This window comes from Microbacterium sp. NPDC078428, assembly GCF_044542535.1.
Classification (GTDB): domain Bacteria; phylum Actinomycetota; class Actinomycetes; order Actinomycetales; family Microbacteriaceae; genus Microbacterium; species Microbacterium limosum.
In genome coordinates this window covers 671,445-691,853 of sequence record NZ_JBITUP010000001.1, presented here as the reverse complement: position 1 = coordinate 691,853, position 20,409 = coordinate 671,445, and the positions used below count along the sequence as shown (strand labels likewise).

Below are 20,409 nucleotides of genomic sequence, written 5' to 3'. Positions count from 1 at the left end.
CGTGTCGACCGTGATCTTCACGCTGCGACGTCATCCCGAACAGGACCGGCCCGCCATCGTGCTGCCCCTCGTCCGCCGCACGCGCGACCCGTTCGAGGGCCTGTGGGCGCTCCCCGGCGGGTGGCTCGACGCGCGGGAAGGCCTGGATGCCACCGCCTCCCGCACCCTCGCCGAGACGACGGGCCTCACGCCCAGCTATCTCGAGCAGCTCTACGCCTTCGGCGACGTCGATCGCTCCCCCACGCGGGTCGTGTCGATCGTGTACTGGGCGCTCCTTCGCGCCGACGAGGTGGACGCGCAGGTCGCGGTGCACGCCGCCGACGGCGACGCGCCCGAGAACGTCGAATGGTTCGCGGCCGCGGAGCTCCCGGAACTCGCCTTCGACCACAACGCGATCGTCGACTACGCCCTGTGGCGCCTGCGCAACAAGGTGGGCTACAGCCGCATCGCGCACGGGCTGCTGCCCGACGAGTTCACGCTCGCCGATCTCCGAGAGGCGTACGAGGCGATCCTCGGCCGTCGCCTCGACCCGGCCAACTTCCGCCGCCAGGTCGAGGGGTCCGGCACCCTCATCCCCACCGAATCGTTCCGCACGGGCAGCCATCGCCCGGCGCGTCTGTACCGCTACAACCAGGATGTCGAACTCGCCGACCGGGGTCCCCTCGCGCGGCTCGTACAGCCCGCGGCATCCGCTGAATCGAGGTAGTCATGCCCGCCACGTCCCTCACCCTGCAGCCCCGCCCGATCGATGCATCGGTCGACCACGAGATCCAGGCCATCGTCACCGGTTCGTCGCTCTCGCAGACCTGCACGACCGATCTCGCCGCGGGCCCCTGGGACTTCGACTCCCGGCCCGGCTACGGCCCCGGGTCCTCCATGGGCGATGTCATCCCCACGGGTTCCCCGCGTCAGGGCGAGCTGCCCCGGGAGTACCGCGAGGCGAGCGAGGAGGAGCTGCACGCTCGCATCATCGCCGCCAAGCACACGCTCGGCGACCGCGTCGTCGTGCTGGGCCACTTCTACCAGCGGGAAGAGGTCGTCGCGCACGCCGACTACGTGGGCGACTCCTTCCAGCTCGCCGGCGCCGCGAAGGCCCACCCGGAGGCCGAGGCGATCGTCTTCTGCGGCGTGCACTTCATGGCCGAGACGGCAGACCTCCTCTCCGGTCCCGACCAGGCGGTCATCCTCCCCAACCTCGCGGCCGGCTGCTCGATGGCCGACATGGCCGACATCGACCAGGTCGAGGAGTGCTGGGAGCAGCTCGAGGAGCTGTACGGGCCGATGGACCGGGCGGATGCCGAGGGCCTCGTCCCCGTCGTGCCGGTGACGTACATGAACTCCTCCGCCGCGATCAAGGGCTTCGTCGGTCGCCACGGCGGCATCGTCTGCACGTCCTCGAACGCCCGGACCGTGCTGGAGTGGGCGTTCGCGCGCGGCCGCCGCGTGCTCTTCTTCCCCGACCAGCACCTCGGTCGCAACACCGCCAAGGCGATGGGCGTGCCGCTCGATCGGATGCCACTGTGGAACCCGCGGCGCCCGATGGGCGGCAACGACGACGCGGCGCTCGAGGACGCCCGCGTCATCCTGTGGCACGGCTTCTGCAGCGTGCATCGCCGTTTCAGCGTCGATCAGATCGACAGGGCTCGCCTCGAGCACCCCGGCGTGCGGGTGATCGTGCACCCCGAATGCCCGATGGACGTCGTCGACGCCGCGGACGAGGCGGGGTCGACCGACTACATCCGCAAGGCCATCCAGGCCGCGACCGAGCCGACCACCTTCGCGATCGGCACGGAGATCAACCTCGTGCAGCGTCTGGCCGCCGAGCATCCCCAGCACACCATCTTCTGCCTCGACCCCGTCGTCTGCCCGTGCTCGACGATGTACCGGATCCACCCCGGCTACCTCGCGTGGGTGCTCGAGGGCCTCGTCGCGGGCGAGGTGCGCAACCGCATCACGGTCCCGGCGGATGTGGCCGACCCCGCCCGCGTGGCCCTCGAGCGGATGCTGTCGGCACGGCCGTCCCCTCAGGTCGCGCCGTGACGCACGCCGTCGTCGTCGGCAGCGGCATCGCGGGGCTGATGACCGCGCTGCACGCGGCGCGGGCGGGGGTCGACGTCACCCTCGTCACGAAGGACGAACTCGAGCACGCGAACACCCGCTACGCGCAGGGCGGCATCGCCGGGGTGATGTTCGCCGACGACCGGGTCGAGGACCACGTGCACGACACGATCGTCGCGGGCGCGGGGCTCTCCGACCCCGCGGCCGTGCGCGTTCTCGCCGAGGAGGGGCCCGAGCGCATCCGCGAGCTGATCTCCCTCGGCGTCGGGTTCGACCGCGACGACGGCGGAGAACTCGTGCGGGGCCTGGAGGCGGCGCACTCCTACCCCCGCATCCTGCACGCCGGCGGCGATGCGACGGGCACCGAGATCGAGCGCGCCCTCGTGTCGGCCGTGCGCGACGCGCGCATCGCGATCATCGAGCACGCGTTCCTCGTCGATCTCATCGTGGAGGACGGGGCGGTCCGCGGCGTCGAGCTGCTCGAGGCGGGCCGGGACCGCGTCGTCCTGAGCGCCGACGCCGTCGTGCTCGCGACCGGCGGCGCGGGGCAGCTCTACAACCGCACGACGAACCCCGCCGTGGCCACGGGAGACGGCATCGCGGCCGCCCTGCGGGCGGGTGCCGAGGTCGCCGACCTCGAGTTCGTCCAGTTCCATCCGACCGTGCTCGCGGTCGGCGAGCCCTTCCTCGTCTCCGAGGCGGTTCGCGGCGAGGGGGGTGTGCTGGTCGACGACTCGGGCCGCCGATTCATGCTCGACGTGCACCCCGACGCCGAGCTGGCCCCGCGCGACGTCGTCGCGCGGGCGATCGCTGCCCGCATGGCCGCGCAGGGCGGTCGCCCCGTTCGGCTGGACGCGACGGCGATCGGGGGCGGGGCGGCGGGACCCGAGACGGCCGAGGCGTTCCTCGCGCGGCGATTCCCGACGATCGATGCGGCCGTGCGCGAGCGGGGGCTCGACTGGTCGCGCGAGCCGATCCCCGTCACCCCCGCCGCCCACTACCTCATGGGCGGGATCGTCACCGACCTCGACGGCCGCACGAGCATGCCGGGCCTGTACGCCGTGGGCGAGGTCGCGCGCACCGGCGTGCACGGCGCGAACCGGCTGGCGTCGAACTCGCTCCTGGAGGGCGCCGTCTTCGCCGCCCGCGCTGCCGCCGCGCTGGCATCGGCGGGGGCATCCGGGTCCTCCCCGTGGCGCGGTCCCCGCGCGCTCCCCGCTCCCCTCGCCGCGGCAGTGCACGCCGCAGAGGCGGGCGGCATCGTCGAGCACGCCGCGGTTCCGTTCAGCCGCTCCGCGCTTCAGCGCCTGATGTGGGACCACGCCGGTCTCGAACGCACGGGCGCGGGGCTGAACTCGGCCGCGGCCCTCGTCGCCGGCTGGCGCGCGCACGAGCGGACGCCGCAGTCGGTGCACGAGCTCGAGGACGAGAACCTGCTCGACGTCGCGGCGGCCACGATCCGTGCGGCGCGCGCCCGGACGGAGTCGGTCGGCGCACACCACCGCATCGACACGCCCGCGGCGGCTCCGACGGGCACCCCCCGCCTCGCCCCGGATGCCGCGGCATCCCGCACACTGACCGGAGCCCTCGCATGCTGACCCGCACCCAGATCGACCGGACCGTCGCCGCCGCCCTCGACGAGGACGCCCCGTGGGGAGACCTGACCGGAGAGGCGCTCATCCCGCTCGAGGCCTCCGCGCGGGCCGAGCTCGTCGCCCGGGAGCCGGGGGTCTTCAGCGGCGGCGAGGTGTTCGAGGCCGCCTTCCGCCTGACCGATCCGCGTATCGCCGTCGTGCTGATGATCGAGGACGGGGAGCGCTTCGAGCGGGGGGCGACGCTCGCCGTCGTGGAGGGTCCCGCGCGAGCGGTCCTCCGGGCGGAGCGCATCGGGCTGAACTTCGTCCAGCGCATGTCGGGCATCGCCACGCTCACCGCGCGCTACGTCGCCGAGGTCGCCCACACGGGCGCGCGCATCGCCGACACGCGCAAGACCACACCGCTCCTGCGCGCCTTCGAGCGCCACGCCGTCGTCAGCGGCGGTGGGCACAACCACCGGCACTCCCTCTCGGACGCCGTCCTGGTCAAGGACAACCACCTCGCCGTGCTGACGGGCCGGGGGCTCTCGGTCACGGCCGCGCTGCAAGGCGCGATCGCGCGTCTGCCGCACACGACGCACGTCGAGGTCGAGGTCGACCGACTCGACCAGATCGACGCGGTGCTCGCGGCCGGCGTCGGCACGATCATGCTCGACAACTTCACGATGGAGGACCTCCGCCGCGGAGTCGAGCACATCGCGGGTCGCGCCACGGTCGAGGCCAGCGGCGGCGTGCGACTGGACACCGTGCGGCGGATCGCCGAGACGGGGGTCGACGTCATCTCGGTCGGCGCCCTGACGCACTCGGCGCCGTCGCTGGATCTCGGACTGGACATCTCACTGGATGACTCCGGGCTCCAGGCGGCACACTAGAGGAACGATGCTCTACCTCGACAACGCGGCGACGACGCCCGTGCGCCCCGATGTGCTCGAGGCGATGATGCCGTATCTCACGAGCGAGTTCGGCAACCCCTCGAGCCACCACACCGTCGGCGAACGCGCGTCGGCCGCTCTCGCGGACGCTCGCGGCGTCGTCGCCCGCGCGCTCGGGATGCGTCGGGGCGACGTGGTCTTCACCTCGGGCGGGACGGAGTCGAACAACCTCGCGATCAAGGGGATCGCGATCGCGGCGCAGCTGCAACGCGACGCCGGACATATCGTGACGTCGCCGATCGAGCACGAGTCCGTCCTGGAGTCGGTGCGGTATCTCCAGCGGGTGCACGGGTTCGTCGTCACAGAGCTGCCCGTCGACCGGTACGGCCTCATCGATCCGGGCGATCTCGACCAGGCGCTGCGCGAGATGACAGCGCTCGTGACGATCGGCTACGCGAACAACGAGATCGGCACGGTCCAGGATGTCGCCGCCCTCGCCGCCGTCGCCCGTGCGCATGCGGTGCCGATCCACATCGATGCGGTGCAGGCCGCCGGCTGGCTCGATCTCTCCGCCGCAGACCTCGGCATCGATGCCATCTCGATCGCGGGCCACAAGCTGGGCGCGCCGAAGGGCACGGGAGCGCTGGCGGTCAGGGGCCGCGTGCCGCTCGAGCCGCTCCTGCACGGCGGCGGGCAGGAGCGGGGCCGCCGCAGCGGCACCGAGAGCGTCGCCGGCGCCGTGGCGCTGGCGACCGCCCTGCGGGCCGCGGAGGCCGACCGCGAGCAGAGGGCCGCGCGGGTCGCCGCCCTGCGGGACGCCTTCATCGCGCGCGTGCTCGGCCTGGTCCCCTCGGCACGCCTCACGGGGCACCCCGAGCACCGCCTGCCGGGCACGGCGAGCTTCACCTTCGCCGGGACCTCGGGTGAAGCGGTGCTGCTGGAGCTCGAGCGACGCGGCGTGGTCTCCTCCAGCGGCTCGGCGTGCGCGGCCGGAAGCGACGAGCCCTCTCACGTTCTCGTAGCGATCGGCACGGATCCCGCGGTGGCCCAGACGGCGGTGCGCTTCACGCTCCCCCGCGATCTGGAATCCCCGCTGGATGCCGTCGCCGACGCCGTCGCCGCGTCGGTGGCCGCCGTCGCGCCCCGCGCGTAGCCGCGTCAGTCCTGCGTCGCCAGCCCGGCGGACGCCTGCACCTGCTGCGCGGCGAGCGCGGCATAGAGACCACCGGCCGCGAGAAGCTCTGCATGCGTCCCCGACTCCACGATGCGCCCCGCCTCGACGACGTGGATGACGTCGGCTCCCACCACGGTCGAGAGGCGGTGGGCGATCGAGAGCGTCGTGCGACCGCGGGCCGCGGCATCCAGCGCCTCCTGCACGACGCGCTCGGACACCGTGTCGAGGGCGCTCGTCGCCTCGTCGAGAAGCAGGACCGGCGGGTCCTTCAGCAGGACCCGGGCGATCGCGATGCGCTGCTTCTCTCCCCCCGAGAGGCGGTAGCCGCGCTCTCCCACGATGGTGTCGTAGCCGTCGGCGAAGCTCTCGATGACGTGGTGGATGTTGGCGGAGCGGCAGGCCGCCTCGAGCTCGGCGTCGGTCGCGTCCGGCCTGGCGTAGCGCAGGTTGTCCCGCACGGAGGCGTGGAAGAGGTAGGTCTCCTGGGAGACGATGCCGATGTGATCGATGACGCTGTGGCGGTCGAGCTCCCGCACGTCCTCGCCGGCGAACAGCACCCGGCCGGCGGTCGCCTCGTACAGCCGCGGGGCGAGATAGAGGATGGTGGTCTTGCCGGCGCCGCTCGGGCCGACGAAGGCGATGTGCTGCCCCGGCTCGGCGCGGAAGCTGACCCCGTCGAGCGTCGGCCGCGAATCGGGCGCGGCGTCGGGGTAGCGGAACACGACGTCCTCGAAGTCGATGCTGCCGAGGGGGCCCGGTGCGCTCTCGACGGGCATCGCCGGGACGCGGTCGCGGATGGCCGGGGTGAGGTCGAGGTACTCGAAGATGCGGGCGAAGAGGGCCTTGGATGTCTGCAGCTCGAGCGAGACGCGAAGCAGGGCCATCAGCGGGAAGAGCAGCCGTGCCTGCACGGTGGTGAAGGCGACGACGACGCCCGCCGAGATGTCGTCGGAACCGCCCACGAGGAGGAAGCCCGCGACGAGGTAGATGATCGCGGGCACCGACGACATGATCACGTTGACGAGGCCGAAGAACCACTGACCGGTCATCGCGAGGCGCACCTGCAGCCCCACCTGCGTCACGGTCTCCCGGGTGTAGCGCTGCGTCTCCGACTCCTGGCGATTGAAGGCCTTCGCGAGCAGGATTCCGGAGACCGACAGGGTCTCCTGGGTGATGGCGCTCAGCTGGGCGAGGGATTCCTGCGTCTCGCCCTGGATGCGAGCGCGCACCTGACCCACCTTGCGCTGCACCCACACGAGCGCGGGCAGCAGCACGACGGCGATGAGCGTGAGCCGCCAGTCGATCACCACCATCGCCACGAGGGACGCGACGACCGTGACGGCGTTGCCGAGGATGCTCGTCATCGCGTTGGTGAGCACCCCCGCCACTCCGCCCACATCGTTCTGCAGCCGGGACTGGATGACCCCCGTCTTGGTGCGCGTGAAGAACGCCAGATCCATGCGCTGCAGATGCGAGAAGAGCTTCACGCGCAGATCGCCCGTCACCCGGTTCCCGACGGATGACGTGAGCCAGGTCTGCACGACGTTCAGGCCCGCCGATGCCACGAACAGCACGATCATGAGCCCCACGAGCTCCGCCAGCAGGGCCAGGTCGGGCCCGCCCCCGCCGGACGGGAACAGCGCCGAGTCGAAGATGCGCTCGATCAGGAGGGCGGGCACCACCGCGATGGCCGCGCTGACGACGACCAGGACGGCGGTCGCGGCAAGGCGCGCACGATACGGCGCGAACAGCGCGACGATGCGACGCCCGAGATCGGGGATGTGCGGAGCGAGCGCATTCTGAGCCCGCAGCGCGTCGGGATCGATGTTGCGCGTGAGGCTCCCCCCACCCCCGCCGCGACCGATGCTCACGCGGCCGAGCCTAGGCGAGAGCGCCGGCACCGGGGCGCGTGAGACGGTGGTATCGCGGTCATTAGTTGTCACATTACATGCATAAATCGACGTGGGCGCGTGTCGCCGGCCGGGTCTAGGGTGGCACCATGACCTCGACGCCCGGCATCCCTACCCCCGACGGCGACGACGAGCTGGAGCAGCTCGAGAGCGAGTCGGAAGACGAACTCGTCGCCCCCGAGGAGAGCATCCTGCAGCGCGAGCTGCGCCCGGAGCCCACGGACCCGATCGGCTCGGAGGAGTGGGACGACTCCTCCGACTGAGCGCATCCGGTCCCGACCTCGCGATCGACGAAAGCGGGCCGCACGGGAATAGGTGCGCGCGGCGGCACCGTTACACCCCGTGATCGCCATCCTCGGGTGGCCATTCGAGCATGCCGACCCGAGCCTGAGGAGACCAGGATGTCCGCGACCAGCACCTCACCCGTACCGACGGTCCCGGCATCCGGGCAGCAGGGCGGCGTGCTCGCCGCCCGCGAGAATCGCGTCATCTGGCTCCTGCTCGCGGCCGCCTTCGTCGCCATCCTGAACGAGACGACGATGGGTGTGGCGATTCCCCACCTCATCACCGATCTCGGCATCACGGCCCTCGATGCGCAGTGGCTGACGACGGCGTTCATGCTCACGATGGCCGTGGTCATCCCGACCACCGGCTTCCTTCTCCAGCGGCTCACGACGCGCGCCGCGTTCCTCATCGCGATCTCGCTGTTCTCCTTCGGCACACTGCTGGCGTTCCTCTCCCCCGGGTTCCCCATGCTCGTCGTGGCGCGCGTCGTACAGGCGTCCGGCACGGCCATCATGATGCCGCTGCTCATGACGACGATCATGAATCTCGTTCCGCCCCACGCCCGCGGGCGCATGATGGGCCGCGTCAGCGTGGTCATCTCCCTCGCGCCCGCGATCGGGCCGACCGTCTCGGGAGTGCTGCTGGACACGGTGGGATGGCGCTGGATCTTCGGGCTCGTCCTCCCGATCGCGCTCGTCGCCCTCGTGGCGGGCGCCCGCTGGATGGTCAACGTCGGGGAGAGCAAGGAGGCGCCGCTCGACGTCCTCTCGGTGATCCTGTCGGCGCTGGGCTTCGGCGGTGTGGTCTTCGGGCTCAGCCAGATCGGCGGAGCGGCCAGCCACGGCGGCGGTGCCGACGCAGCCGCCGCGTCATCTGCTTCGACGGCGGCCCTCGTCATCGCTCTCTCCGTGGGAGTGGCGTCCCTGGCCGTCTTCGTCGGGCGCCAGCTGCGCCTCCAGCGCCGCGACGACGCACTGCTCGCCCTGCGCGTCTTCCGGTCGCTCAACTTCTCGCTGTCGGTCCTGCAGTTCCTGCTCATCTCGATGGCCTTCTTCGGCGCGATCACCGTCGTGCCCCTCTACATGCAGCGCGTGCTCGGCGTCTCGGCACTCGAGACCGGCCTCGTCGTGCTGCCCGGCGCGCTCGCGATGGGCCTCCTGGGCCCGGCTATCGGCCGCATCTACGACAAGCACGGCCCGCGCGTGCTCCTCGTGCCGGGATCGATCATCGCGAGCGCCCTGCTGTGGTTCTACACGACGCTCGGCGCCTCCACCCCGGTGTGGGTGATCGCCGTCGCGCAGACGCTGCTCTCGATCGGCCTGGCCCTGTCGTTCACGCCGCTGTTCACGGCCTCGCTGGGTTCGCTCGAGCGCCGCTTCTACTCGCACGGCAGCGCAATCGTCTCGACCGTGCAGCAGGTGGCCGGCGCCGCCGGCATCGCGCTGCTCATCACCGTCATGTCGGCGATCGCGGCCGGCATCGTCGCGGGAGGCGGCAGCGAGGTCACCGGCGAGGCCGCCGGCACCCAGGCCGCGTTCGTCCTGGCGGCGATCATCGCCACGCCGACGGTGGTGTTCTCGTTCTTCATCCGCAAGCCGGCCGACTCGGTCGACATGCCCGTCGCGCACTGACCCTGCGCACCTCGTCGCCCATCCGCCCGCGCGCGATCCGGTCCCATCTCCCCCTCGCGGGGGAGGGAGCGGTAGAGCCTGCGGGTTAGGTTGGAGGGGAACCCCCGGCACACCGACGCGCCTTCGCGCGCGACGCACAATGGAGGAACCCCATGGAGATTGCCGCGCTCGGCGGAATCGGATTGCTCGTCCTCATCGGCGCGGGAGTGGCGGTCATCGCCCTCATCGTCCTGCTCATCCTCATCCGGGCGTGGTATCGCGTGGCACGCGCCGACGAGGCCCTCGTCATCGTCGGCAAGAAGCAGCGCGGGGCGGACGGCGAGTCATCGCGCATCACCGTGATCACGGGCGGCGGTGCGATCGTGAACCCGCTCACGCAGCGCGCGGAGATGATCTCGCTGCGGGCCCGCCAGATCAAGATGGAGCCCACCGCGCAGTCGTCGAACGGCGTGACGGTGAACGTCAACGGCGTCGCACTGGTGAAGATCGGGTCGGACCCCGAGTCCGTGCGCCGCGCCGCGGAGCGCTTCGCGTCGCAGGACGTCGCGATCGAGCAGTTCACGACCGAGCAGCTCGAGGGCGCCCTGCGCGGTGTCGTCGCGACCCTGACGGTCGAAGAGCTCATGCGCGACCGCCAGCGCCTCGCCGATCAGATCGCCGAGGGTATCAAGAGCGACCTCTCCTCCCAGGGCCTGATCCTCGATTCCTTCCAGATCCAGGGCATCACCGACAGCAACGGCTACATCTCGGCGCTCGGTGCGACCGAGGTCGAGCGGGTCAAGCGCGATGCAGAAGTGGCGAAGATCAACGCCGACCGCGAGATCCGCGCCCGGCAGATCGCGACGGACGAGGCCAACCTGATCGAGCAGACCGCGCTCGACAAGAACAGCGCGGCCGCGAAGGCCGAGGTCGGCCGGGCCAACGCCGAGGCCGAGCAGGCCGAGGCCCTGGCGCGGGCGGAGCGCCAGCAGGCCGTGCTCATCCAGGAGGCCGAGAACACGCAGGCCCGGCTGGAGTCCGAGGTCAGCCGCGTCGCCGACGCGAACCTGTACCAGCGACAGAAGGACGCCGATGCCGACGCGTACGCACAGGTCAAGGCGGCCGAGGCCCGGGCGAAGATCGCCGAGCAGGAGGCGACGGCCGTGCGCCTGAAGGCCGAGGCCGACGCCGAGGCCGTGCGCCTGGCCGGTGAGGCTCGGGCCGGCGCGCTCCGGGCCGAGGGCGAGGCGCTCTCGCACAACCAGGAGGCGCTGCTCGCGCAGCGCGCGCTCGAGGCTCTCGTGCCCATGATGACCGAGTTCGCGAAGGGCTACGACAAGGTCGGCTCGATCACCGTGCTGGGCGGCGACGGGGCGAGCGGCCACCTCGCGACGGAGTCGGCATCGGGCCTTCGCGCCTCGTTCGAGGCCGTTCGCGCGGCGACCGGGATCGATCTGACGGCCATCATCCAGGGCCGCGCGGTCGGCGAGGCGTTCGCGGACGCGACCACCCGGGCCGGCGCACCGACGCCGACTGCGGCCGCACCCACCCCCGAGGCGCCCGCCCCGACGGAGTGAGCGCGCCGGGCGCCTGTCAACCCCCGGCGCTCGGGCCCCGGGGCGGCGTAACGTCGCTGTCATGACCGATCTGAGTGGAAAGAAGATCGCGTTCGTCGCGACCGACGGATACGAAGACAGCGAACTGACCTCCCCGTGGGAGGCCGTTACGGCAGCCGGTGCGACGGCGGTGCTGATCGCACCCGAGGACGGCTCGATCGAGGGCAAGAACGGCCATTCGCAGCCCGTCGACCTCACGACGGATGCCGCGGATGCGGCGGATTACGACGCACTCGTGCTGCCGGGCGGCGTCGTCAACGCCGACCACCTGCGAATGGATGAGAAGGCCGTCGCGTTCTCGAAGGCGTTCTTCGAGGCATCCAAGCCCGTCGCCGCGATCTGCCACGCGGCGTGGACGCTGATCGAGGCCGGTGTGGTGAAGGGACGCACGCTGACGAGCTACCCGAGCCTGAAGACCGATCTCCGCAACGCCGGAGCCGAATGGGTGGACGAGGAGGTGGTCGTCGACCAGGGCTTCGTCACGAGCCGCACACCGGATGACCTCCCCGCCTTCAACGCGAAGGTGATCGAGGAGATCGCCGAAGGCAAGCACTCCGGTCAGCACGCCTGACCGGATCGCATGACCCACGGATGCCGCGTCCTCGCGGCTGCGGGGGTGTCAGCTCGAGCAGCAGGCGCCGCCGCAGCACGAGGGCGCGGCATCCTGGTTCTTCAGGAGGTTCTGCTCATCCGTGACGGGGGTCAGGACCTGCATGGGGCTGCTGTTCTCGGGCGTGGTGCTCATGGGTTCCATCGTACGCACGCCGTGGGGAAGAAGGGCCGTGTCCCCGGGCGGCCCTTACGGTGGTCAGATGACGGATTCGCCGCGGATCTGGTGCTTCAGCCGACGTGGGGGCGTGATCTGCAGCCGGCCCCCCGGCCACGCGGGGCTGCACAACCGCCGCGGGACGGGCGCCATGTGGGCGGACCGCGACGCCGATCCCCCTCGTTGCGCCGGCTCGCGCATTCCCGCGGAGCCGGCACCGGCACTCCCCGGCGGCTTCCCCGGCGGAAGGGCTCTCTGCCCCGTCTGCACCGGTTTCGTGGCGCTCACCCGAGACGCGCGCCTCGCCACGCACGACGCCTTCCGTGGCGCTGAGACGGGTGCCGAGGCATCCGCCCGAGCCGCCTGGTTCAACACGCACGGATGGTGACGAGGGCCGGTCGTCGCCCTCGCGGGCTCGCCGCACCCCTCGCCCGCCCGGGACGACAGGGCCCGAGGCCGTTCAGGGCGACGCCGACGACGCCTTCCGCGCGGCGCGTTCTTCGTTGTTGCGGCGACGAAGCACGAACAGCTCCCCCGTCCGCACGATCCGCAGGGCGGTCACGAGCACGAGCCCACCGATCAGGTTCAGCGCCAGCACCGGAAGGAACCACAGCAGCCAGTCCAGATAGGTGATGGGGGCTCCGCTCAAGATCGCGCCGAAAGCGAAGAGCGAGTCGAGGATCGAGTGGAAGAGCTGGAATCCGGCGAGGATGAACCCTCCCATGACGGCTGCGGCGATCTTGGCCGGCTCCGACTCCGTGCCGGTCTGCATGCGGGTCATGAGGGTGATGACGGCCCCGCCGAGAAGCGCCAGCGCGACGAACTCGAGCGAGAGACCTGCCTCGATGAAGTGGCGCGCGGTCTCTTCCAGCGTGTCATGCCAGTCGGGGAAGGCCAGCACGACCAGGCCCATGATCACCCAGCCGCCGAGCAGATTGGCCACGAGCGTGCCGCCCCACAGCTTCGCGAGCTGGAGCGCAGTCCCCTCTCGCGCGACGAGCGCCGCGATCGGCATGAGGAAGTTCTCGGTGAAGAGCTCGCTGTGCGCGAGCAGGAGGGCGATGAGACCGACGCTGAACGCGAGGCCCGCCAGCAGCTGGTCACCCGTGGCGTGCAGGACGCCGATGTAGGCGAGCACGCCGACGCCCACCTCGACCCCGCCGAGGAAGCCGGTCACGAGGGTGGCGCGGAGAGTGCGGTGCAGCCGCTCCGCCCCCTCGCCGACGACCTCGTCGAACTCGATCTCCATCTCCTCTTCGACGGGACCCTCATTGGCTCCGTCGCGTCGGCGCTCGTTCGCTCTGTCCTCGCGGGTGCCCGTCATGGTGCCATCCTCGCAGTCATGGCGCTCTCGGGGGGTCGCCGCGGGTGCGCCGTTGCCGAGTGGCGGGTGAGTGCCACCCGGCACCCGGCAACGGCCGACCGTTCTAGGCGCTCAGGCGCGGGTAGTCGGTGTAGCCGACGGCGCCTTGCGCGTAGAACGTGGCCGGGTTCGGCTCGTTCTCGGGGTGGCCGCCCACCCACCGCTCGACGAGGTCGGGATTGGCGAGCGCGAGGCGACCCACGGCGACGGCGTCGGCCTTGCCCCGCGCGACGATGTCGACCGCCTCCTCCTTCGTGGTCAGGCGCCCGAATCCGCTGTTGGCGACGAACGCGCCGCCGAAGCGCGCGCGCAGGCCCTGCACCAGCTCCCCCTCGGGCTCGGCGTGCAGCACGCTGAGGTAGGCGAGGCCGAGGGGCGCGATGCCCTCCACGAGCGCCGTGTAGGTGGCGCGGACGTCCGCCTCGTCCGTCTCCGCGACATCCTGGATGTTGTGCGCCGGGGAGAGGCGGATGCCGACGCGTCCCGCACCCACCGCCTCGGCGATCGCCGTCGTGACCTCGATCACGAACGCGGCGCGTCCTTCCGGGGACCCGCCGTAGGCGTCGGTGCGCTGGTTGGAGACCGGCGAGAGGAACTGGTGGAGGAGGTAGCCGTTCGCGCCGTGCACCTCGACGCCGTCGAGACCGGCATCGATCGCGCGCCGCGCCGCGGCGACGAACTCTTCCCGCACCTGCGCGAGCTCGTCGGTCGACAGGGCGTGCGGAACCGGGAAGGGCTTCTTCCCGCCGGGGGTGTGCACGTCGCCGTCGATCGCGACCGCGCTGGGAGCGACGATGCGGTCGGTTCCCGTGATGTCGGTGTGGGAGACGCGGCCGCCGTGCATGAGCTGCATCACGATCCGCCCGCCCTCGGCATGCACCGCGTCTGCGACGCTACGCCATCCCGCAGCCTGCTCGTCGGTGACGATCCCCGGCTGGCCGGGGTAGGCACGCGACTCGTGGCTCGGGTACACGCCCTCGGTGATGATCATGCCGAGGCTCGCGCGCTGGGCGTAGTGCTCGGCGATCAGCGCACCGGGGACACCTTCCGCGTCCGCTCGCATACGGGTGAGGGGGGCCATGATCACCCGGTTGGGGAGATCGAGATCACCGAGGGTGAGCGGGGAGAACAGGTCCACGGGTGCGTCCTTTCGAGGGGGCCGGACCGCGGATGACGGTCCGGGTGAGCCACAACGACCGGATGCGGTGTCCTATTCCGCCGCGCGCACGGTACGTCGCGCCCGGCGTCATGATCGCGCGGCTCCTTCCGCCCACCGACGACGAGACGCTTTGCCCGCATCATCGCGCACGGGCTCATCGACCACGACGATCGAGGCGGGCGCCCGCGCTCCGAGCCGCTCCCTCGACCATGCCAGCAGCTCGTCCGCGCCGATCTGCGCGCCGGCGACGTCCGCGACGGCCGCGACGCGCTCGCCGAGCGCGGGATCCGGCAGCCCGAAGGCGAGCGCACCGCGAACGGCGGGATGCTGCTCCATCACGCGCTCGATCTCGACGGGATAGATCTTCTCCCCGCCGCGGTTGATGACATCGTCCAGGCGATCGAGGAGGTAGAGGTAGCCGTCGTCGTCCAGCCTGCCGACGTCACCGAGCGTGTCCCACCCTTCGGGGTCCCTGCGGGAGGTCGCGCCGACGTATTCGTAGGCGGGCCGCGGGCCTCGACGCATCCATACCGTGCCGGTCGTCCCGATCGGCACGGTATCGCCGTCCGCGGCACGGATCCGGATCTCGGTTCCACCGACGGCCCTTCCGACGCTGCCCTCGCGGGTGAGCCATTCGTCGCCGCCGATCATCGTCAGCCCGTTCGACTCGGATCCGGCGTACACCTCGACGACCCGCTCCGCGCCGACCCACTCGAGGAACGCGCGCTTGAGCGGGATCGAGCACGGGGCTCCCATGTGCAGCAGCGACTCGATGCTGCGCACACGATCGGGATGACGCTCGGCCTCGGGCAGACGGAGCAGCCGATGCATCATCGTCGGCACGATGAGGCCCCACGTGACGGCGTGCTCTTCGACCGCGTCGAGCCACCCTCGTTCGTCGAAGCGCGGCAGGATGACGAGGCGATGGCCCGTGAGAAGGCCCCGGAAGGCGTACGTGAACGTCGCCGAGTGCGTCATCGGCCCCGCCACCAGCTGCGTCGCGCGCAAGGGCAGGAAGTCGGCGACGGGCGTGGTCGGGTCCAGCAGCGCCGGGGCGTTCGCCTTGACCACCTTGGGGCGACCGGTCGACCCGGATGTCGTGGGCGCCTTCCAGGACGACGCCGCCAGGTCCGGGAGCGGCTCGGCCACAACGGGCGCATCGACCGAGACGAACCACGGGGTCGACCGGTCCTGGGGGCGAAGACCGATCGCGGCGGCCGGCCCGGACACCTCCTCGACGGCGGCGCGCTCTGCATCCGTGAGCCTCGTCGACACGGGCTGCGGGGTCGCACCCGCCTTCCAGACGGCAACGGTGGCGATGACGAAATCGCGACCGTTGGGCAGCGAGATCGTCACGAGGTCATCCGTCTCCACACCACGACCGCGCAGGGCGTGCGCCAGACGCGTCGCCGAATCATCGAGGTCGGATGCCGTGAGCCCGCCGCGCTCGTCGACGACGACGACATCGTTCGGAGCGGCGCGCGCCCTGTCGGCGATGATCGAGGAGATCGACTGTCGCATCATCCGCCCTCGCGTGCGAGGAACGAGCGGTAGAAGTGGTCGTGAGCCCGGGCGGCGGCGCTCCAGCTGTAGGAGCGCGCCAGGCGCTGCCCGTCGGCGGGATCGGCGCGCGAGAGCGGGTCGATCGAGGCGCTCAGGGCCTCGGCGATGCCCGGGACATCCGACGCGTAGAGGACGGCCCCTCCGAACACCTCGCGGAGGACGGGAAGGTCCCTCGCGACGACGGGCACCCCCGCGGCGAGCGCCTCCATCGCGGCGAGCCCGAAGCCCTCCTTCGTCGAGACGAAGCCGAGCGTCGTCGCCGCGGCGACGAGAGCGGGAAGGCCGTCATCGGGCACCGCGCCGAGAACCGTCGGCTGGATATGCAGTTCGTCCGCCCGCCGATCGAACTCTTCGCGGTAGGGCCGGTAGTCGAACAGCGTCTCGCCGCCCCCGAACACCAGCCGCAGATCCGGATGCTCGGCACGGACCGCGGCGAACGCCTCGAGCAGATCGATCGAGCCCTTGCGCGGCTCGATCCCGCCGAGCGCGAGCACGTAGTCGCCGAGCCGCGAGCGCCACCGGGTGCGCTGGCCGTCGCCGGCGGGTCCGGCGGCGGCCGCGAAGCGATCGGCGTCGACGCCGTTCGGGATCACGGTCGGCGTGTATCCGTATTCCGCCTCGACCTCCGCGGCGACTGCCCGAGACACGCAGATGCGCCCCGCGGGCCGGTGGATCGCCGTCTCGTGGCACTCGATCAGGCGCGGCGTCGTGAAGGCGTCGAGGTGATGGATCGTGCGTACGCAGGCGTGACCGGCGGAGATGACGGCGTTCGCCGAGATGCAGTCCTGCGCGTGCACCACGTCCGCGTCGGTCGAGAAAGCCGACGCCATCGTGGTGATGGACCGCTCGATCCGATCGCCGACGCCCTCCCCCTCGCGCGCTTCGAAGGGGACGACGCGAACGGCGACGGCCGGATCGACGTCGCGGAAGAAGGCGGTGTCGTCGCCCCGACCGAGCGTCCAGATCTCGACCTCGTGCCCCTGCGCCGCGAGCGCCTCCGACAGGGCGAGCGTATGGACGACGCCGCCGCGCGGCCTCGTCGAGTACGTGACCTGTGCGATCTTCACACGACTCCTCCTCCGGGGCAGCGGCTCCGGCTCACGACAGGGTGAATCGGTACGCGTGCTCGGCGCGCTGCTCGATGTGGTTCAGGCTCCGTCGCGCCCGGGCCCGGGAGGCCCTCACATCGGCCTCCGCGATCGCGAGCCCGCCCTTGGCCCAGGTCTTGGCGATGATCTCTCCCGCGGGATCGACGATCTTCGCCTGCCCGAGGAAGCGCAGCCCGCCCATGACGCCGGTCTGGTTGGACGAGACGAGATACACCTGGTTCTCCGCCGCCCGCGCGCAGTCGTACAGGTCGAACAGATGGGCCTGACGGTCGTTGCGGATGCGGTCGGAGCGGTCGGTCACGCTCGCCGGCCACGCGCTCAGGCACGCGAGGATCTCGGCCCCGTCCAGCGCCAGCGACCGCGCCGATTCCGGGAACGTCTTGTCGAAGTCGATCATCATTCCCAGGCGGCCGACCGGGGTGTCGAAGGCCGAGAACGCGTCACCCGCGCGGTAGACGTCGGATTCGCCGAGCGGCAGGTGCACCTTCCGATGGGTTCCGAGGATGCCGTCGCCCGTCACGCACACGGCCGTGTTGTAGCGAACCTCCGCACCGTCGGCGCGCGCACGCTCGGCGACGCCGAAGCAGACGGTCATGTCGCCGGCGAGCGCGATGACCGCAGCGATCTCCGGCCCATCCAGGTCGACCGAGCGGGGCGCGCTGTCTCCCTCGTCGGAGGGATGCTGCAGGTCGAACAGATACCCGCCGATCGTCGCGTCCGGCAGGACGAGCAGATCGACGCCCCTCTCCCGCGCGTGAGCGATGATCCCGGGCAGTTTGGCGAGGGTCCGATCCACGTCTCGCCCGAAGTGCGCTGCGACCCCCGCCATCGTGACCGTGACCATTTCCTCAGGGTATAGCGCGATATCCGGGCGCCTCAGGCGACGGGGATGCGCCGCTCCGCTCCCTCGGCGACGAGCCCCGCGACGTGCTCGGCGTCGCGCGCGATGGCATGGAATCGTCCGGATCCCCAGGTGTGCATCCACGGCAGCCCGATGAACTGGAACCCGGGCACGTTCGTCGCACCTCTCGAGTGGGCGGGATGCCTCTCGTGATCCAGCACGTCGAGGCTGCCGAGCCACGACCAGTCCGCGCGGAAGCCGATCGACCAGACGACCGACGAGACATCCCGTGCGGGGAGCCTCGACGGAACGTCCTCGGGGCGCCAGACGGCCTCATATCGGTCTTCGTGCGGCGCATCGATCCGCTCGCGTTCGATGTAGCGGTCGATGTCGTTCTTGATCGACTCGGCGACGGAGTCCGCGTAGTCGAGGTTGTCGGCCAGGGTGTCGTCGAAGAGGAAGTCTCCGCCCATCATCCCGATCGCCCGGCCGTAGAGCGCCATCCCCCGCAGAGCGAACTCGCGAAGGTCGATGTCGCGTCCCCCGTCGCGACCCGTGACGTAGTGGTTGGTCGACTCGCGTTTGGCCAGCCCCCGCGTGGAGACGGGCACGTCGTAGACGCCCATGTCGGCGAGCCAGGTCATGCAGTCGCGTCCGCGATAGAACCTCGCGACGCGCGGCGCGCGGCCCAGGGCCAGGTGCACGTCACGCCCCTCGAGCAGCAGGTCCTCGGCGATCTGGGTTCCGGACTGTCCCGAACCCACCACGAGGACGGGTCCGCCGGGAAGCTGAGAGGCGTTGCGGTACTCGTGGGAGTGCAGCTGGAAGACGTGCTCGGGGATGTCGTCCGACCAGGCGGGGGTGACGGGCAGGTGGTAGCCGCCCGTCGCCGAGGTGACGGTCTCCGCCGTGATCATGCCCGCGCTCGTGTGGACGAGGAAGCCGCCGCCGGGGCGCTGCTCGACGAGCGAGACCGATGTGTGCTCGGCGACCGGTGCCGGGAAGGTGTCCGCGTACCGCCGCGCCCAGGCGTACACCTCGTCGCGGGTCATGAATCCGTCGGGCTCCGGCCCGTCATAGGCATACCCGGGAAGCGCGCAATGCCAGTTCGGCGTCACAAGGGTGAAGTTGTCCCAGCGGCCGTCGCGCCACTCGTGCGCGACCGTGTCGCGTTCGATGACGACGTGGCGGATGCCCCGCTGGACCAGATGCCAGCTGAGGGCGAGCCCCGCCTGACCCCCGCCCACGATCACGGCATCGAAGTGATCCCCGTCGCTCAGGTCGACGGGGATCATGCGGTCCCTCCGTCCAGCGGCGGTTCCATCGCGACCACCTCGACGTGACCGTCCGGGTACGAGGAGGCGGCCGTCATGATCGTCTGCTCCGACTGCATCGCCGAGGTGCATGCGAATCCGAACTTGGCGCGCACCCGCTCGCTGGCAAGGGCCAGCGCCTCGCTCGTGCGTCCGACGAAGTCCGACACCGGGTACCTCTCCCCCACCGTGAGGAAGTCATGCATGACCAGGCTCGGCGAGTAGTGGGTGCTCTCGCGGCCGTCGGGCCAGCGCACGGCGAATGTCATCTCAGGCATGCGCGAGCTCCGTCCACCGGGTCGCGCTGGCGCTCTCGGTCGAGGTGACCGGGCCGTAGACGTCCGGTCGCCTGTCGCGCAGGTGGAACATGCCGCCGCGCATCGCCCGGAACGTCTCGTCGACGTCGATCTCGGCGACGGCGAGACCGGCACCGAGCAACGTGGTCGCGAGGATGTTGCCGCCCGGATCGACCACCTTGGCGTTGCCGACATAGCGCAGCGAGCCGAACGTCCCGGACTGGTTCGACGCCATCCAGAAGACCTGGTTGTCGAGCGCCCGAGCGATGTCCAACTGGTTGAACCGATAGGTCCAGCGGTCGTCCTGCAGGTTCTCGGCCGTCGCCGTCCGCGCCGCCGGCCAGGCCGACATGCTCACGACGATCTCCGCGCCGTCGAGCGCCAGCATCCGCGCCGCCTCGGGGAAGGCCTTGTCATAGCAGATCTGCATCCCGATGCGCGCGAGCGGGGTGTCGAACGCGGTGTACTCGGACCCCGCCGAGTACGACATGTTCTCGCCGAGAGGCTGATGCACCTTGCGATACGACCCGTAGATCTGCCCGCCGTCGAGGCAGACCGCCGCGTTGTAGCGGGTCGACCCGTCGTCGTCGAGCTCGCAGAACCCGATCGTGACGATCGTGTCGCCCGCGAGTTCCTGCACACGGCGGATCTCGGGCCCGTCCAGCCGGATGGCCGGGGGAAGCGAGCGCGTGGTGTTCTGCACCGTGTCTCCATGGTTGCCCAGCGACGAGAGGTACCCCCCGATCGCCGCCTCGGGGAAGGCGACGAGCCGAGCATCCCGAGCGCGCGCATCCTGCAGCAGCTGCTCGATGAGCGCGTAGTTCTGGTCCAGGTCCCGCGTGAAGTTCGCCGAGACCGACGCGACGGTGAGTGTCATGA

20 protein-coding genes are annotated in these 20,409 nt (G+C 71.1%); 10 read left to right on the top strand and 10 right to left on the bottom strand.

Annotated elements, in window-relative coordinates; translation table 11 throughout:
* Window position 1: 1 nt before the first annotated feature.
* The 5 genes from ACIGCK_RS03290 to ACIGCK_RS03270 are packed head-to-tail and all read left to right on the top strand — an operon-like array spanning window position 2 to window position 5,678.
* Entirely contained in the window at window positions 2-706 is a 705-nt protein-coding gene (locus ACIGCK_RS03290; protein WP_396664006.1) for an NrtR DNA-binding winged helix domain-containing protein, read from the top strand.
* 2 nt (window positions 707-708) lie between these two features.
* Window positions 709-2,040: a quinolinate synthase NadA gene (nadA, locus tag ACIGCK_RS03285; protein WP_396663745.1), complete on the top strand. Its 1,332-nt coding sequence runs from the start codon at window positions 709-711 to the stop codon at window positions 2,038-2,040.
* Entirely contained in the window at window positions 2,037-3,656 is a 1,620-nt protein-coding gene (nadB, locus tag ACIGCK_RS03280) for an L-aspartate oxidase (RefSeq protein ID WP_396663743.1), read from the top strand. Before nadA ends, nadB begins: the two co-directional genes overlap by 4 nt.
* A complete protein-coding gene (gene nadC / locus ACIGCK_RS03275; RefSeq protein WP_330171354.1) occupies window positions 3,650-4,525 on the top strand; it encodes a carboxylating nicotinate-nucleotide diphosphorylase in 876 nt (291 codons plus the stop codon). Before nadB ends, nadC begins: the two co-directional genes overlap by 7 nt.
* Before the next feature lie 7 nt (window positions 4,526-4,532).
* A complete protein-coding gene (locus tag ACIGCK_RS03270) occupies window positions 4,533-5,678 on the top strand; it encodes a cysteine desulfurase family protein (protein ID WP_396663741.1) in 1,146 nt (381 codons plus the stop codon).
* Between the two features lie 5 nt (window positions 5,679-5,683).
* On the opposite strand, the gene ACIGCK_RS03265 is transcribed toward ACIGCK_RS03270, so the two are convergent.
* A complete protein-coding gene (locus tag ACIGCK_RS03265) occupies window positions 5,684-7,564 on the bottom strand; it encodes an ABC transporter ATP-binding protein (protein WP_396664004.1) in 1,881 nt (626 codons plus the stop codon).
* Window positions 7,565-7,698: 134 nt separating this feature from the next.
* Here ACIGCK_RS03265 and ACIGCK_RS03260 point away from each other — a divergent pair, with 134 nt between their 5' ends.
* The 4 genes from ACIGCK_RS03260 (at window position 7,699) to ACIGCK_RS03245 (ending at window position 11,691) form a co-directional block, all read left to right on the top strand.
* A complete protein-coding gene (locus tag ACIGCK_RS03260; RefSeq protein WP_396663739.1) occupies window positions 7,699-7,872 on the top strand; it encodes a hypothetical protein in 174 nt (57 codons plus the stop codon).
* A 138-nt stretch (window positions 7,873-8,010) separates the two neighbouring features.
* A complete protein-coding gene (locus tag ACIGCK_RS03255; protein ID WP_396663737.1) occupies window positions 8,011-9,525 on the top strand; it encodes a DHA2 family efflux MFS transporter permease subunit in 1,515 nt (504 codons plus the stop codon).
* 152 nt (window positions 9,526-9,677) lie between these two features.
* Window positions 9,678-11,081: an SPFH domain-containing protein gene (locus tag ACIGCK_RS03250; protein ID WP_396663736.1), complete on the top strand. Its 1,404-nt coding sequence runs from the start codon at window positions 9,678-9,680 to the stop codon at window positions 11,079-11,081.
* A 61-nt stretch (window positions 11,082-11,142) separates the two neighbouring features.
* The gene (locus ACIGCK_RS03245; RefSeq protein WP_396663734.1) at window positions 11,143-11,691 is read left to right on the top strand and encodes a type 1 glutamine amidotransferase domain-containing protein; all 549 of its coding nucleotides are present in this window, start codon (window positions 11,143-11,145) and stop codon (window positions 11,689-11,691) included.
* 48 nt (window positions 11,692-11,739) lie between these two features.
* Here the strand turns inward: ACIGCK_RS03245 and ACIGCK_RS03240 are convergent, their stop codons facing one another.
* A complete protein-coding gene (locus tag ACIGCK_RS03240) occupies window positions 11,740-11,865 on the bottom strand; it encodes a hypothetical protein (RefSeq protein ID WP_396663733.1) in 126 nt (41 codons plus the stop codon).
* A gap of 67 nt (window positions 11,866-11,932) precedes the next feature.
* On the opposite strand from ACIGCK_RS03240, the gene ACIGCK_RS03235 reads away from it, so the two are divergent.
* The gene (locus tag ACIGCK_RS03235) at window positions 11,933-12,274 is read left to right on the top strand and encodes a hypothetical protein (protein WP_396663731.1); all 342 of its coding nucleotides are present in this window, start codon (window positions 11,933-11,935) and stop codon (window positions 12,272-12,274) included.
* A gap of 72 nt (window positions 12,275-12,346) precedes the next feature.
* On the opposite strand, the gene ACIGCK_RS03230 is transcribed toward ACIGCK_RS03235, so the two are convergent.
* From ACIGCK_RS03230 to ACIGCK_RS03195, 8 genes are all read right to left on the bottom strand, one after another.
* Window positions 12,347-13,210: a formate/nitrite transporter family protein gene (locus ACIGCK_RS03230; RefSeq protein WP_396663730.1), complete on the bottom strand. Its 864-nt coding sequence runs from the start codon at window positions 13,208-13,210 to the stop codon at window positions 12,347-12,349.
* Between the two features lie 103 nt (window positions 13,211-13,313).
* Window positions 13,314-14,387 (bottom strand): alkene reductase, encoded by a 1,074-nt coding sequence (locus tag ACIGCK_RS03225; RefSeq protein ID WP_396663728.1) that lies wholly within the window; start codon window positions 14,385-14,387, stop codon window positions 13,314-13,316.
* Between the two features lie 108 nt (window positions 14,388-14,495).
* Window positions 14,496-15,932, bottom strand: coding sequence for an AMP-binding protein (locus ACIGCK_RS03220; protein WP_396663726.1), 1,437 nt, complete (start codon window positions 15,930-15,932; stop codon window positions 14,496-14,498).
* Window positions 15,929-17,038, bottom strand: a complete 1,110-nt coding sequence (locus ACIGCK_RS03215) for an MSMEG_0565 family glycosyltransferase (protein ID WP_396663724.1) — start codon at window positions 17,036-17,038, stop codon at window positions 15,929-15,931. The genes ACIGCK_RS03220 and ACIGCK_RS03215 overlap by 4 nt, the downstream gene beginning before the upstream one ends.
* Window positions 17,039-17,069: 31 nt before the next feature.
* Window positions 17,070-17,924, bottom strand: a complete 855-nt coding sequence (locus tag ACIGCK_RS03210; protein WP_396663722.1) for a carbon-nitrogen hydrolase family protein — start codon at window positions 17,922-17,924, stop codon at window positions 17,070-17,072.
* Window positions 17,925-17,956: 32 nt separating this feature from the next.
* Window positions 17,957-19,216 carry an MSMEG_0569 family flavin-dependent oxidoreductase gene (locus ACIGCK_RS03205; protein ID WP_396663721.1) on the bottom strand — a complete coding sequence of 420 codons (1,260 nt, stop codon included), beginning with the start codon at window positions 19,214-19,216 and terminating at the stop codon, window positions 17,957-17,959.
* Window positions 19,213-19,512 carry an MSMEG_0570 family nitrogen starvation response protein gene (locus tag ACIGCK_RS03200; protein WP_330171340.1) on the bottom strand — a complete coding sequence of 100 codons (300 nt, stop codon included), beginning with the start codon at window positions 19,510-19,512 and terminating at the stop codon, window positions 19,213-19,215. The genes ACIGCK_RS03205 and ACIGCK_RS03200 overlap by 4 nt, the downstream gene beginning before the upstream one ends.
* Window positions 19,505-20,407, bottom strand: a complete 903-nt coding sequence (locus ACIGCK_RS03195) for a carbon-nitrogen hydrolase family protein (RefSeq protein ID WP_396663719.1) — start codon at window positions 20,405-20,407, stop codon at window positions 19,505-19,507. The genes ACIGCK_RS03200 and ACIGCK_RS03195 overlap by 8 nt, the downstream gene beginning before the upstream one ends.
* Window positions 20,408-20,409: the final 2 nt, after the last annotated feature.